A 14216-nucleotide genomic window follows, 5' to 3' on the forward strand; every position below is an offset into this window, starting at 1 on the left:
AAACGGACGCACTGGTCGACGCGGAGGTACTTGCTGAAACGGATGCGCTGGTTGACGCGGACGTACTTGCACTTACTGATGCGCTCGTTGAAGCTGACGTACTTGCGCTCACGGACGCACTTGTCGATGCGGACGTGCTTGCTGAAACTGACGCGCTCGTTGAGGCAGACGTACTTGCACTTACTGATGCACTCGTTGAAGCGGACGTGCTTGCGGATACCGACGCACTCGTCGAGGCTGAGGTACTTGCACTTACCGATGCGCTCGTGGACGCAGATGTGCTTGCGCTGACTGACGCGCTCGTCGACGCTGAGGTGCTTGCACTCACAGATGCACTCGTGGACGCTGAGGTACTTGCGGATACCGACGCACTCGTCGAGGCTGAGGTACTTGCGCTTACGGACGCACTTGTCGATGCGGACGTGCTTGCTGAAACTGATGCGCTCGTGGAAGCAGACGTACTTGCAGATACGGATGCACTGGTGGACGCTGAGGTGCTTGCACTCACAGATGCACTCGTTGAAGCGGACGTGCTTGCGCTTACGGACGCACTTGTTGACGCGGACGTGCTGGCACTCACTGACGCACTCGTTGACGCGGACGTGCTTGCAGATACGGATGCACTCGTGGAAGCAGACTCACTTGCTGATACAGATGCACTTGTTGACGCTGAAGTACTTGCGGATACAGAAGCACTGGTAGACGCGGACGTACTTGCTGAAACGGATGCACTCGCCGACGCGGACGTACTTGCTGAAACGGATGCGCTGGTAGACGCTGAGGTACTTGCACTTACTGACGCGCTCGTGGACGCCGAGGTACTTGCGCTCACTGACGCACTTGTTGAGGCGGACGTACTTGCGGATACGGATGCACTCGTCGATGCTGAGGTACTTGCTGAAACGGACGCACTTGTCGACGCTGAAGTACTTGCACTCACTGACGCGCTAGTTGACGCCGAGGTACTTGCGCTCACTGACGCGCTTGTTGATGCAGATGTGCTGGCACTCACTGACGCGCTCGTGGACGCCGAGGTACTTGCACTTACTGATGCGCTCGTTGAGGCTGAGGTACTTGCAGAAACAGAGGCACTTGTTGAAGCCGATGTGCTTGCGCTTACTGACGCACTCGTTGAGGCTGACGTACTTGCAGATACGGATGCACTCGTTGAAGCGGACGCGCTGGCACTCACTGACGCACTCGTGGAAGCGGACGTACTTGCACTTACCGACGCACTCGTTGACGCTGACGTACTTGCACTTACTGAGGCACTCGTGGAAGCAGACGTACTTGCACTTACTGAGGCGCTCGTTGAGGCAGACGTACTTGCACTTACTGACGCACTCGTGGACGCTGACGTGCTTGCGCTCACTGACGCGCTAGTAGACGCTGAGGTACTTGCAGATACAGATGCACTGGTGGACGCTGAGGTGCTGGCGCTCACTGAGGCACTGGTTGAAGCGGACGTACTTGCACTTACGGACGCGCTCGTGGAGGCGGAGGTACTTGCACTTACTGACGCACTCATCGATGCAGACGTACTTGCGCTCACTGACGCACTCGTTGAAGCAGACGTACTTGCACTTACGGACGCGCTCGTGGAGGCCGACGTGCTTGCAGATACTGACGCACTCGTCGACGCTGAGGTACTTGCACTTACTGATGCGCTCGTTGAAGCAGACGTACTTGCACTTACTGATGCGCTCGTTGAAGCAGACGTACTTGCACTTACTGATGCGCTAGTGGACGCTGACGTACTTGCACTTACTGATGCGCTAGTGGACGCTGAGGTACTTGCACTTACTGATGCGCTAGTGGACGCTGAGGTACTTGCTGATACGGATGCACTTGTGGATGCTGACGTACTTGCACTTACTGATGCGCTAGTGGACGCTGAGGTACTTGCTGACACAGATGCACTTGTGGATGCTGACGTGCTGGCGCTCACTGAGGCACTCGTTGAAGCGGACGTACTTGCACTTACAGACGCACTCGTGGAGGCGGAGGTACTTGCGGATACAGAAGCGCTGGTTGATGCAGACGTGCTTGCAGATACAGAGGCACTCGTGGAGGCAGACGTACTTGCACTCACTGACGCACTCGTTGATGCGGACGTACTTGCTGATACTGACGCACTCGTTGATGCGGACGTACTTGCTGATACTGACGCACTCGTCGATGCCGACGTGCTAGCACTTGTCGATGCGCTCGTTGAAGCAGACGTACTTGCTGATACGGATGCACTCGTTGATGCGGACGTACTTGCAGACACAGATGCACTGGTTGAGGCTGAAGTACTTGCAGATACGGACGCACTCGTCGACGCTGAGGTGCTTGCACTCACAGATGCACTCGTTGAAGCAGACGTACTTGCACTTACTGATGCACTAGTGGACGCTGAGGTACTTGCGCTCACTGACGCACTTGTCGACGCTGACGTACTTGCGCTGACTGACGCACTGGTTGAAGCAGACGTGCTGGCAGATACGGATGCACTCGTCGACGCTGAGGTACTTGCGCTTACGGACGCGCTCGTCGACGCCGAGGTACTTGCACTCACTGACGCACTGGTTGAAGCAGACGTGCTGGCAGATACGGATGCACTTGTCGACGCTGAAGTGCTTGCAGATACGGACGCACTGGTTGAAGCCGATGTGCTTGCGCTTACTGACGCGCTCGTTGAAGCAGACGTGCTTGCTGAAACTGATGCACTCGTTGACGCTGAAGTACTTGCACTTACTGACGCGCTCGTTGAAGCGGAGGTGCTTGCACTTACTGACGCGCTGGTCGATGCGGACGTACTTGCACTCACTGACGCACTAGTTGATGCTGACGTGCTGGCTGATACAGATGCACTTGTCGACGCGGACGTGCTGGCGCTGACTGATGCGCTCGTCGAGGCAGACGTACTTGCGGATGTTGATGCACTTACAGAAGCCGATTTACTATCTACAATAGACTGGCTCGCTGAGGTCGATGCACTAAGAGACGCTGAGGTACTTGCAGACACTGAAGCACTGGTCGAGGCGGATGTAGAAGCTGATGTTAAAGCTGAACGACTTGATGCAAGATCCTTTACTACTCTATCCGCAGAAATAGTATCTTTAGATTTATCTGGATAAGTAATGGTAACCGTTCCGTTTGCAGAAACAGAAATCGTAGCTGTAGCAGGTATATTAGGATTTGCTGCTCTAACCGCAGCAGCTACAGCATTTCTCTCATTTGTAGATAGGTTAGAAAGATTATTTACAAACGTTATTGTCGGATCTGCAGGATCATACTTTTCATTTTGAGTTTTTACAGTGAGGATAAATCTTTCAAAACCATTTCGGCTATCAATAGGGTTTATTTTAGTTTCATTGCCACTAGGATCTGTTCCAAGCATATAACGAGTATAAATACCAATAGGGTTATCTAGTGGAACGGTACCAAATATTCTAGTTCGAAGAGGATTCTGAGCCGTAGCATTGCCCGGTTGTCCCAGATTATCTGTAGAATATTGTAACCAGTCAGGTGAAAGATAAAACTGCCCCTGCTTATTTCTTTCAACATTACGGATGATAACAGCATTAACTTGACCGCTATTATCTGTAGTTCCTGCATAAAATTCAAAAGATTCGCCTCTATATACTACATAATCTCCTGTTGTAACCTCAGGAGCTTCTGTATCAACAGCATTTGCCACATCACGACGTTTCCGAACACGAGCCGTTTCACTTGAGGAACTGGCTGAGCCATTATTAGTCGAAGACCTATTGGTTTCAGATGATGCGCTTTGACTGTTTACAGTAGATTCTGACTTGGAGCTAGCTGAGGTCGATGCTGGCTGAGATGCACTCACTGAATCAGATGTACTTGAAGATACTGAAAGAGACTCAGATACACTTAAGGAATCTGAGACTAACTGAGATGTGCTGGCACTGATAGAAGCAGAGCTAGACTGTGACATTGACTCTGAAGCTGAAATGCTGGCAGAGATAGACGCACTGACAGAAGCACTGGCACTGGCTGAGGATGTATCTGATACAGACTCTGACTCAGTATGTGAGCTTGCCGTTGCGGTCGCTGCTTCAGCAGCACTGCTTTCTTCTCCTAAAACTGTTTCACCACGTGTCGCTAAAACGTCTGTCGTGTCAATGACTTTTTCCAGAGCCTGCTCTTCTTCCGCATGGACGATTGTGTTTGTCACAACAGCTCCGCCCAGCACGGCTCCCGTGGCGACAATGCCCCTCAAAAAGTCTATGCCGCTCTTCTTATCGGTAACTTGTTCTTCCGTTACCTTGAGCTCGATCGATGAAAGGCCTCCCCCTCTCATTGATCTAAAAAGGCCGAACTGTGATGTCGCAGCACGCAGCCAATGCTTACCCGATTTAATCAGCTTAAAACGAGTCACACGCTCTACTTCGTGGTACTTACCTTTTTGACGTTTAAAAAACATAATTCTCCCTTTAATTTATATCCTTTTTAAAAATCCATTAATCCCATTTTACCACACTATTATATAAAATGAACAATAAATTACTTATTTTTTTTGCTGAAATTGTTTTCAAGCATTTCCAAAAATATTCATATTAAAGCAACTTTCATCTCCTTCAATAAATAGAAAAAACGCCAAACAGCGTTTCTTGCATATGATAACGGAAGACATGGGATTCGAACCCACGCACGCTTTTACACGCCTACTGCGTTTCCAACACAGCCTCTTAAGCCTCTTGAGTAATCTTCCACAAAAGAGAAAGCCCAGCTTTCTCAAAACTTTAACCATTATACCACATTACAGCCCCAACCGCCATAGTTTCCGTTAAATTTTTTCACAAATTCAACCAAAGTCCAAACATTCTGGTTCAAATCAAAGATTTCCGTCGTATCCATACGAATCACGTGCAGCTGATATGGTTTGTCCGCATCTTCTATCTTTTCAGCAGATACAAGGCTATAGCCCAACGCTTCAACTTCCTTAAGAAAACCATCTCGGTCTTCCTCAGACGCAAAATAGGCCAAATGGTCAATCTCGCGCTCCTGAGTGTGGTCATCACCTTCCTGCTCCAGCTGATACCAGACCCGCTGGTTGAGAATGGTCTGATACTCGTATTCATTAGGATAGAGAAAGTCAAAGTACTGATCCCACTCCTCATCTTCCAAGGTCGCTGAGTCATAGCGGCGGTCTGGAAAGTCGCGCATCACGTTTGCAATTGGCTCCAGATGGCTTTTCTTGTCTTGCAGATAGTAGTAAAACTCAATATTTCCATCTGTCGTAATCACACCAACATGAATGCCACCGACCTGGCTCAAAGCCTCAGAAAGCCGATCCTCAATCACATTCAGCTCCTTAAACTCTTCACTAGATGGAAAACCCGTCTCCCCATCGTACTGGAGGAGCGATATCTTGAGTCTCATAGCATGGGTATAGAGAGGATAGGGTGCCTCATCAGCAAGAGCTAGATTCAGACGGATACTAGCCAACTTGTCATCAATATAAGTTGAGAAAGATCCCCACTCACTCGGAAAAGGATCTTCAGAAGGCACATCAAGCACTGATTCTTCTACCTTTTCTACTTTCTCTTCCTCTTGTTCTTGTTTCTTACCAAACAGATTCTTAAAAAAACTCATATCCAACTTCCCTTAATACTTATGAAATTGACCAATTAGAAATACCAATATTTCCTTTGTCATCACTAACATCATTGTATTACTTTTTCAAACAGAAATCAAGATTCCCTGAACATAGCAAAAGCAAAAAACGCTGATTTCTCAACGTTTTAGAAAGGCTTTAAAATAATGGAGCCGGTGGGAGTCGAACCCACGTCCAAACACCTGCTAACACATTTGTCTACAACCATAGGCTATGTATTGATTTAACTTAACTTTGACACATAGCTCAAGCCCAAGTCAAGCGAGTCTATAATTCTCTTGCAAAATCCCTAGACCAGATTTTGCCGTAGCTTGCTCATAATAAGACCTGTCATCAGACACAAGCAATCCGAATCGGGTCACGCTGGCTGGTTTTTAGGCAGCTAAAGCGTAAGAATTGTTATTTTTTGCAGTTATATTTAACTGGCGTTTTACATCCGCTAGATGAGTCGCAAAATGTGCCTCATAATGCCTGTCGAATCCGTAACGACCCCGAGACAATAGGAATATTATAACAGAATCCCTCAAAAAAAGCAAAAGCCTGCACACAGCAGGCTAGTACTTACTATCAGTTCTTAGCGAATCCCCAAAGCGATTCGAGCATAACGGCTCATCTTTTCCACCGTCCAAGCTGGGTACCAAACCAACTTAACATCAGTCTTAGTAACCTCTGGAACATCTGACATAGCATCATAGATCTGGTCAGTCAGAAGATCCGCCAGAGGGCATCCCATGGTTGTCAGGGTCATATCGATTTCCGTTTCCCCATTGGTCTCGTCAAAACGGATTTCATAGATTAGGCCCAGATTGACAATGTCAATCCCCAGCTCAGGGTCAATGACTTGCTCCAAGCTCTCTAAAATACGCGTTTTAATCTTTTCAACTTCTTCAGGGCTGTATTTTTGTTCTGACATGCAATATCCTCCTTATAGATATAGCAGAAATTTCAAATTAGCTCGAGGGGGCTTTTGTTTTCAGCTAGGTCTTCCGGCTTGACGCTTCCTACTGAAAATTTCTCCCCCTTCTTGTGCTCTTAGTTCTTAATCTTCGATAAAATCTCTGAGTGGTTTGCTGCGGCTTGGATGGCGGAGTTTACGCAGGGCCTTGGCTTCAATCTGGCGAATCCGCTCGCGGGTGACATTGAAGACCTTGCCGACATCTTCCAGGGTCCGCATTTTGCCGTCGTCCAGACCAAAGCGCAGACGTAGGACGTTTTCTTCGCGGTCTGTCAGCGTATCCAATACTTCATCCAGCTGCTCACGAAGGACGACACGAGTTGTATAGTCGACTGGGTTTTCAATCACTTCGTCTTCGATAAAGTCTCCCAGATGACTGTCATCTTCTTCACCGATAGGTGTCTCCAGAGAAACCGGCTCTTGAGCAATCTTGAGAATCTCACGAACCTTGTCAGGTGTCATATCCATCCGCTCAGCGATTTGCTCTGGTGTTGGGTCTTGCCCTAATTCCTGCAAGAGATTACGTTGCTCGCGGACCAGCTTGTTAATGGTTTCCACCATATGGACCGGAATCCGAATAGTCCGAGCTTGGTCAGCAATCGCACGGGTAATGGCTTGACGAATCCACCAAGTTGCATAAGTTGAAAACTTAAATCCTTTGGTGTAGTCAAACTTATCAACGGCCTTCATCAACCCCATATTTCCTTCTTGAATCAAGTCAAGGAACTGCATACCACGGCCGACATAGCGCTTAGCAATGGAAACAACCAGACGAAGATTGGCCTCAGCCAGACGCTGCTTGGCCTCCAAGTCTCCCTGTTCTACCAAGATAGCCAGCTCCTGCTCTTCTTCATTGCTGAGAAGCGGCACAACCCCGATTTCTTTCAGATACATGCGGACCGGGTCATTGACCTTGGCTGAATTGCTGCCTAAGAGCTCTTCATCCGTCAGCTCCGCTTCTTCCTCTTCGTTATTTAAGACGCGCGCGCTGGGATTTCCTTCTTTATCTGTAATTGAGATACCAGCATCCTGGATGCGCTGCAGCAAATCCTCAATCCCATCAGCGTCCAAAGTGAAAGGAATGACCAGTTGGTCATTGATTTCATCATCTGTCGCAACTCCTGTCTGCTTGTGGTTGCGGATAAATTCTGCAATTTGAACGTCTAATGTTGTTACTTCTTTTTGTTTTGTAGCCATTCCTACTCCATTCTTCTTTTTTGCTCAATCAAGCGCTCTAGCTCAGACAAGGCTGTATCCGTATCTCCGCTGTGAGAGGCTTCTCGAATCTTCTTACTAATAAACTGATTATGCTTGCGCAAAATCTCCCGCTCTCTTGTTTCTTCCACTTCTTTCAATTCATCTTCCAAAACCTCATCAGGCAAATCTTCTTCTAAGACGCGGTACCAAGCCTGCTGGACATGATCTGGCAGCTGGGACAAATCTTGCGGTGTCACCTCACCATTTGCCAGCAAAATCTCATACAAGGCCTGTAACTCCTCAGAGTCAAAGAAAAAGTCTTCTCTCAGCCGATATTGGTTCAAAATCAAAGGATGATGCATCATGCGGTGGAAGATATGATTTTCCGCCCTCGTCAGCTGACTCAGCCGGTTCGAAGGCGAAAACTGCATGACGACTGGTTGAGACTGCTGAGTGGGCGCCTCCTGACTGCGACTAGAGCGCTCAGCCAGCCGGCTGTTATTCACCGTCTGCTCCACCTGCTGATAGTCAAAGTCCGGCAGCAACTCAGCCAGCATGTATATATAGGAGTTCTGCGCTGTGATGGACTTGGTCTTCGCAATAATCGGTGCCATCTTCTCTACAAACTCAATCTGAGCCTGCAGATTTTCAATATTATCTGGTTTCAGATGATGCAGCAGAAACTCCACATTACTTATTCGCGTTTTACTCAGCAAATGCTGCAAGTCTTCCTCAGAATTTTTAGCGAGAAATTCATCGGGGTCCAAATTATCCGGAATCCGAACAATTTCCACCGTCATATCTTTCAGCTCATCCAAAGCCTTTGCAGTCGCTGCCTGTCCTGCCCTATCTCCATCGTAAGACAGGATAATCTTCTTGCAATACTTGCTTAGATGCTGGACATGCTCAGGCGTCAGAGCTGTTCCCATTGAGGCCACAGCATTCTCAATCCCGGCCCGATAAGCCGCAATCACATCCATGAAGCCTTCCATCAGATAGACCTCATGGCTCTTCTTGATAACCGGCTTGGCCTTATCCAGATGATAGAGCTCGTAGCTTTTATTGAAAATAGCGGTGCTGCGACTGTTTTTGTACTTGGCCTGATGACCATCAGTAGCCGCTGCCTGCCAAATCCGTCCGGAAAAAGCCACAACCTGACCGCTGTCATTGGTCAGTGGAAACATAATCCGTTTCTGAAAGGCATCATAGACCAGATTATTCTCTGCTAGATTGAAAAGGCCTGAGTTCATGATGGTATTCTCATCAAACTTGCCAGCCATACTCTTATGAAGATAATTCCCCTCATTAGGAGCTAGCCCGATTTGAAAATGCTTGAGAACATCATCTGTCAGACCCCGCTGGTAGAGATAAGCCCGCGCTTCCTCTCCCATCTTGGTCGTCATCAGGACCGCATGGTAAAACTTCGCTGCCTCGGTATGGATATCGTAGAGAGCTTGATGCGGATGGCTTTGTCTCGGTTGGTCATCGCCCGCTGTCTCCACAGCCAAGGGAATCCCTGCCCGTTCTGCTACAATCTGCACAGCATCCATAAAGGAAACGCCTCGATAATCCTCAATGAATTTGAAGACATCGCCCGACTTGCCGCAGCCAAAACAGTGATAAAACTGCTTGTCCTCTACAACGTTAAAAGAGGGCGTCTTTTCGCCATGAAAGGGACAGAGTCCCAGAAAATTCCGCCCAGCCTTAGTCAAGGCTACTGTTTCTCCTATGACATCGACGATATTGACGCTGTTTTTAATTTCAGAAATGATTTCTTTATCAATCAAGAGACAATACCTCCAATTTATCATAGAATATCATTCTATATTTTATAACAAAATGAAGCAAATGTAAAATATTTGACAAGCAAATATCTTGTAGTTGTCATATAAATAAGCTATAATATAATCTCATTAATAAATTCTTGAAAGGAAAGAAAGAATGTTAAAGGATCTTAAAGAATTCTTGTTGCGCGGGAACGTGATTGATTTGGCAGTCGGTGTGATCATCGCCAACGCCTTTGGAGCAATCGTCACTTCTTTGATTACTGACGTAATCACTCCTCTCTTCCTCAATCCAATTTTGAAAGCTGCAAACTTGGAGCAAATTTCTCAATTGAAATGGAACGGGATTGCTTATGGTAACTTCTTGAGCGCCGTGATTAACTTCTTGGTAATCGGTACTGTTCTCTTCTTCATCGTCAAGTCTGCTGAAAAAGCACAAAGCCTTGCTAAGAAGAAGGAAGAAGCTGAAGAAGCGCCAGCTGGACCAACTGAATTGGAAGTCCTACAAGAAATCAAAGCTTTGTTGGCTGAGAAAAAATAAAGAGAATTCACTGATGAAAATCAGTGATTTTTTTGCCTTATTGCACACAATCATCATCTTCTCTCCAAAGAGTGAAAACAAAAAACAGACCGGAGTCTGCTTTTTTGTTCAATTAGAATTTTTTACGTTTACGAGCTGCTTCTGATTTGCGTTTGCGTTTTACAGAAGGTTTTTCATAGAATTCACGTTTGCGTGTTTCTTGAAGAGTACCAGCTTTAGTAACCGCACGTTTGAAACGACGAAGTGCATCATCAAGTGATTCATTCTTGCGTACTACTGTTTTTGACATTTTTTTCACTCCCTTCAAGTCCAAAATCTATATAATCATACCACACATAGAAAAGAGTGTCAAGTTTTTTTCTGTAACTTAGATGTATTTCCCCTTCTTTTTAGACTAAGAAGACCAGCTGTCATATTGCAGCTGGTCTTTAGTGCTTTATAATGTTTTGCGTTTCTTAGCGGCTTTGGAAAGGGAAATGTCCTGAACCTTATCGTAGAACAGGAACTGCTGAATGAGCTCTCTGTCGCTTATGTCAGGATTCAAGTCAACAACATAGTCCAGCTTGATAGACTTCTTTTCAGCCGACTTGAGAGAGGTCAGTTCGGCTGATTTACAAGCCGTTTCGAAGATAGCATCAAAGAGTACTTCGTAGTCAAAGTCAGCTGGAACTTGGACCTGAACATAACGTCTGGTCTGACTGGCTGAAGTAAAGCTCATCTTTTCAAAGAGCATCCAGATGCCTGAAATAGCTAGAGTAAAGACAATTCCCAATGCTACAAATCCCATCCCTGTTGTAATCCCGATAGCCGTCGCCATAAAGATGGCTAAAAGCTCCTTGGAGCCACCTGCGGCTGAGCGGAAACGAATCAAGCTGAAAGTCCCTGCTACGGCGACACTGGTACCCAGATTTCCATTAACCAAGAAGATGATAATAGAAATGATGGCTGGCAAAAGGGAGAGGGTGACGACAAATTCCTTGGTATAAATCGTTTGGCGCTTATAGACCTTGGCCAAGATAATTCCTAAAACCACACTGGTAGCTAGTGAAAAAATCAATGCCAAAGGATTAATCTTGACCTCTGTGGAGGAATAGATACTGTTAAATAACTGATTGAGCATAGACTACCCCCTTAGGCTTTGACTGTTTGAGTCAGCCTTTCTTTAGTTTGCAGGTAGGCTTTGCCGTATTTTGAGAAGGACTGGTCTTCTAGTCCATATTTATTGAGAATATCAGCCAACCACTGAGGATATTGACCAGGAACCTTGATTTCCATAATCACCTTGTCATCTTCCAGTAAGGGCAGTCCATAGCGGCCTGAAGCCAAATCTACATCATAATCTCGGTAGCGGATGTTGGAATCAACTGTCACACGTACCTTTTTATCTTCCAAGCCTCTCATAGAGTAGCGGTCATAACTAATCACCATTTTTGGCTTCAAGTCTAGATAGCGCTCCTGTAACTGTTCTACTTCTGCCTTGACCCGGTCATCAGAAATAGTATGGTCTGCCACACCATTCACAATATAGTTGGTCACAGAGAAAGGATTGGAAACTAAACGGTATTTGAAGCCTACTTCATCACGTTTCTTCTTGATTTCCAAGAAAACTTGACTATCATCATTCGGCTGCTCAGCATAAGTGCGCATCCGCATCTTTTCACGACCACCTTTTCTGGCAATGGAATCCCGAATCATCTGGAACTCATCATTATCAAAATACACATTGGAAATGGTTGAAGTCGCATAATCATCTGCGGTAAGGTAAGGCCTCATATCAGCCTCAAGACGAGCTAGCATTGCTCGGTCAAGAATATACTTAGTTTCGATCCGTTGGAAGTTTGTTTGGATTTGCTTTTGTTTCATTTTGAATTCTCCTTTGATTCTACAAATGTAGTTTGTGCTTTTAAAAGAAATAGAGCTTCCGCTCTGCACCTACAAGCGTCTGGATAAGCTTTCTTTCTTCTCCTTTCCAAGCAGTATTTTTTAAAAACATTCTACAAATGTAGTTTATAAGTATATTCTACAATTGTCGTTTATAAATGTCAAGAAAAAAGATAAATAATCTTTCAGTTTTTTTAGCATTAGGAAACGAAGTGCAAACTGTAAGCAAAATTGACCTAAAATAAAAGATAAACTGATGACTAACTGCTCTTGGAGGATTGCCAAATCCCCCTTTGAGAAGATAATAAAATTCTACCAGTCTAAGCTTTTAAGAAACTTAAACTGGCAGAATCCTCTATTTAATCGTCATCATGGTCATCATCATCGTCCGGATCATCGGTGTCTGTCGTATGAGAGGAACTGTTCTGAGACGGAGCTTGAACTGTCGCTGTACTAGCTCCAGTATTTGCTCCGGTCGAGCCCGCTGCTCCCGTATTCCCTGCGCTGGCAGTAGCGCTGTTTTCAGCTGGAGTTGATGCAGCTGACGAGGATGGACTGACTTCTTTTTCAACCGTTACTGTCTTTTCGACAATGGTGTGCTGCTTGGATTTGACCAGTTTTCCATCCTTAGCATTGACAATGGTTTCATGGGCCGTTTGCCCGTGAGAGAAGCGAATCTTATAAGTGTCTTTCTCACGCGAAATTTGTAAATCTTTAATATCTTTTTCAGAAAGAGACAGCTCTTTTAAGACGGATGCTAGTGCCTGACGCTGACTGAGTCCCTGGGGCTGTTTTTGACCCGCCACAGGTCGGCTTTGTTGAGCAGCTGGGCTTTCTAGAGCAAAGACTGAGCTAGTCAAGAGCAAAAGGAGAGGAACTGCTACTACAAAGGCAGCAGACAGAAACCTCTTAGGTAGGCGGTTATCCATAATGCCGACAATCCGCCGCTTGAGATTAAACTTGTCAGAGTAAAAGCAGGTCGTCAGGGCAATTGGGGTCTTCTTACTGCGGTCTATCATGGTCAGAATCGTTTCACCGTAGAAAGTACGATACTCCGTATCTTTGCTGCTTAGAACATCATGGTCACAGTACATTTCTCCTGCTTCCTGGGTTTCACGGCAAGCAAAACGGACAACCGGATTAAACCAGTGCAGACTCTTGGCAAAAATCCCCAAAAGATTAACTAAAACATCGCGGTGCTTATAGTGAGTCAGTTCATGCTTAAAAATCAGCTGCAGCTCTTCTTCTGTGTAGTCCAACTCTGGCAGCACGATTAAAATATCTCTGAAACCTAGTAGCATAGGACTTTGGGACATAGTATAGTGGAGCAGACGAATCTGGCCCTTAACTCCCATCTCCTGCTGAACAGCCCGCAGCTGAGCCATCGCTTCTTCGTCCTGAAACTCTGTGCCCCAGCGCTTCAGCATCTTTCTGAAGCGAATATAAGAATAAGCGTATCTTCCTACACTAAAGACAAAGCCAATCAGCCAGATGGCAAAGAGAATTTCAAACCAAGGCAGACCGAGAAAAGCCTCCCACAGATTTGTCTGGGCAGCTTTTTCAACTGCTGGAGAAGCGCCCTGAGCTCCACCTGTCTGGGTGGCAGTCACTGCTGTCTGAACTACCGATCCTGTATTCAGCCGAATCAGGCCTGAGCCAAATTGGGGACGGAACGGAAACAGAAAACTCAGCAATATCAGAAACCAAATAAAATACTTCACTCTGACCGAAATCTTAGTCTTAAAGGCCGTAAAAAGCAGACTAAGCAAAAGCACCAAAATAGATGTCGAAAGACTGGTCAGAAGAAAAGAAAGAAGGAACTGTTTCATGCTTATCCCTCCATCCTACTTTCCTTGGTTGAGTAGACTGCGCAGCTCATCCAATTCATTTTCCGAAAAGGAGTTAGAAGAAAAGAGTGTTTTGACAAACCCGCCCATAGAACGGCCGCTGTGACGCTTCAAGAAATCCGAAGCCTCAACTTCCAGATACTCATCTTCTGAGATCAAGGCTGTATACTGCCTTTCACGTCCCTTGCGGACACTTTCTAAAAAGCCCTTTTCAGTCAAGCGAGCCAAGACTGTCAGCAAAGTCTGGGGCTTCCAGTGATTGTCTGGTCCCAGCTTTTCCATGATACGGGCAGAGGTCGTTGGGGTAGGCAACTGCCAAATTACTTTTAAAATAGTAAATTCCCCATCTGGCAAACGTTTAATAGATCTTTTCATCGTT

11 protein-coding genes, 1 tRNA gene and 1 other RNA gene are annotated in these 14216 nt (G+C 46.2%); 1 reads left to right on the top strand and 12 read right to left on the bottom strand.

Annotation, left to right across the window (positions count from 1 at the left end):
- From RWS24_RS00880 to dnaG, 7 genes are all read right to left on the bottom strand, one after another.
- Positions 1 to 4438, bottom strand: a 4438-nt coding sequence (locus RWS24_RS00880) for an accessory Sec-dependent serine-rich glycoprotein adhesin (protein WP_314364865.1), incomplete at its 3' end; no start/stop codon positions are given.
- Between the two features lie 200 nt (positions 4439 to 4638).
- Positions 4639 to 4726 (bottom strand) — tRNA-Ser (locus RWS24_RS00885).
- A gap of 38 nt (positions 4727 to 4764) precedes the next feature.
- Positions 4765 to 5610: a DUF695 domain-containing protein gene (locus RWS24_RS00890; RefSeq protein ID WP_125409676.1), complete on the bottom strand. Its 846-nt coding sequence runs from the start codon at positions 5608 to 5610 to the stop codon at positions 4765 to 4767.
- A gap of 166 nt (positions 5611 to 5776) precedes the next feature.
- Positions 5777 to 6125, bottom strand: a transfer-messenger RNA (tmRNA) gene (gene ssrA, locus RWS24_RS00895).
- 81 nt (positions 6126 to 6206) lie between these two features.
- The gene (locus RWS24_RS00900; RefSeq protein WP_002897870.1) at positions 6207 to 6545 is read right to left on the bottom strand and encodes a metal-sulfur cluster assembly factor; all 339 of its coding nucleotides are present in this window, start codon (positions 6543 to 6545) and stop codon (positions 6207 to 6209) included.
- Positions 6546 to 6671: 126 nt separating this feature from the next.
- Complete coding sequence (gene rpoD / locus RWS24_RS00905; RefSeq protein ID WP_002897871.1) at positions 6672 to 7784, bottom strand: RNA polymerase sigma factor RpoD; 1113 nt, start codon at positions 7782 to 7784, stop codon at positions 6672 to 6674.
- Between the two features lie 2 nt (positions 7785 to 7786).
- Entirely contained in the window at positions 7787 to 9571 is a 1785-nt protein-coding gene (gene dnaG, locus RWS24_RS00910) for a DNA primase (RefSeq protein WP_314364644.1), read from the bottom strand.
- A 154-nt stretch (positions 9572 to 9725) separates the two neighbouring features.
- On the opposite strand from dnaG, the gene mscL reads away from it, so the two are divergent.
- Complete coding sequence (gene mscL / locus RWS24_RS00915) at positions 9726 to 10109, top strand: large conductance mechanosensitive channel protein MscL (protein WP_002895947.1); 384 nt, start codon at positions 9726 to 9728, stop codon at positions 10107 to 10109.
- Between the two features lie 112 nt (positions 10110 to 10221).
- Here the strand turns inward: mscL and rpsU are convergent, their stop codons facing one another.
- The 5 genes from rpsU to RWS24_RS00940 all read right to left on the bottom strand — a co-directional run bounded on the left by rpsU (position 10222) and on the right by RWS24_RS00940 (position 14212).
- Positions 10222 to 10398, bottom strand: coding sequence for a 30S ribosomal protein S21 (gene rpsU, locus RWS24_RS00920; protein ID WP_000048054.1), 177 nt, complete (start codon positions 10396 to 10398; stop codon positions 10222 to 10224).
- A 147-nt stretch (positions 10399 to 10545) separates the two neighbouring features.
- Entirely contained in the window at positions 10546 to 11229 is a 684-nt protein-coding gene (locus RWS24_RS00925; protein ID WP_314364648.1) for a DUF4956 domain-containing protein, read from the bottom strand.
- Positions 11230 to 11240: 11 nt separating this feature from the next.
- On the bottom strand, positions 11241 to 11972 hold the full coding sequence (locus tag RWS24_RS00930) for a polyphosphate polymerase domain-containing protein (RefSeq protein WP_314364651.1): 732 nt from the start codon (positions 11970 to 11972) through the stop codon (positions 11241 to 11243).
- 377 nt (positions 11973 to 12349) lie between these two features.
- On the bottom strand, positions 12350 to 13819 hold the full coding sequence (locus RWS24_RS00935) for a M56 family metallopeptidase (protein WP_314364652.1): 1470 nt from the start codon (positions 13817 to 13819) through the stop codon (positions 12350 to 12352).
- Positions 13820 to 13834: 15 nt separating this feature from the next.
- The gene (locus RWS24_RS00940) at positions 13835 to 14212 is read right to left on the bottom strand and encodes a BlaI/MecI/CopY family transcriptional regulator (RefSeq protein ID WP_002895954.1); all 378 of its coding nucleotides are present in this window, start codon (positions 14210 to 14212) and stop codon (positions 13835 to 13837) included.
- Positions 14213 to 14216: the final 4 nt, after the last annotated feature.

This window comes from uncultured Streptococcus sp., assembly GCF_963528215.1.
Taxonomy (GTDB): Bacteria; Bacillota; Bacilli; order Lactobacillales; family Streptococcaceae; genus Streptococcus.

Excerpts from the sequence above, each read along its gene's own strand:
- RWS24_RS00890 (WP_125409676.1), bottom strand. The coding sequence starts at position 5,610 with ATGAGTTTTTTTAAGAATCTGTTTGGTAAGAAACAAGAACAAGAGGAA.
- RWS24_RS00900 (WP_002897870.1), bottom strand. The coding sequence starts at position 6,545 with ATGTCAGAACAAAAATACAGCCCTGAAGAAGTTGAAAAGATTAAAACG.
- rpoD (WP_002897871.1), bottom strand. The coding sequence starts at position 7,784 with ATGGCTACAAAACAAAAAGAAGTAACAACATTAGACGTTCAAATTGCA.
- mscL (WP_002895947.1), top strand. The coding sequence starts at position 9,726 with ATGTTAAAGGATCTTAAAGAATTCTTGTTGCGCGGGAACGTGATTGAT.
- rpsU (WP_000048054.1), bottom strand. The coding sequence starts at position 10,398 with ATGTCAAAAACAGTAGTACGCAAGAATGAATCACTTGATGATGCACTT.
- RWS24_RS00925 (WP_314364648.1), bottom strand. The coding sequence starts at position 11,229 with ATGCTCAATCAGTTATTTAACAGTATCTATTCCTCCACAGAGGTCAAG.
- RWS24_RS00930 (WP_314364651.1), bottom strand. The coding sequence starts at position 11,972 with ATGAAACAAAAGCAAATCCAAACAAACTTCCAACGGATCGAAACTAAG.
- RWS24_RS00935 (WP_314364652.1), bottom strand. The coding sequence starts at position 13,819 with ATGAAACAGTTCCTTCTTTCTTTTCTTCTGACCAGTCTTTCGACATCT.
- RWS24_RS00940 (WP_002895954.1), bottom strand. The coding sequence starts at position 14,212 with ATGAAAAGATCTATTAAACGTTTGCCAGATGGGGAATTTACTATTTTA.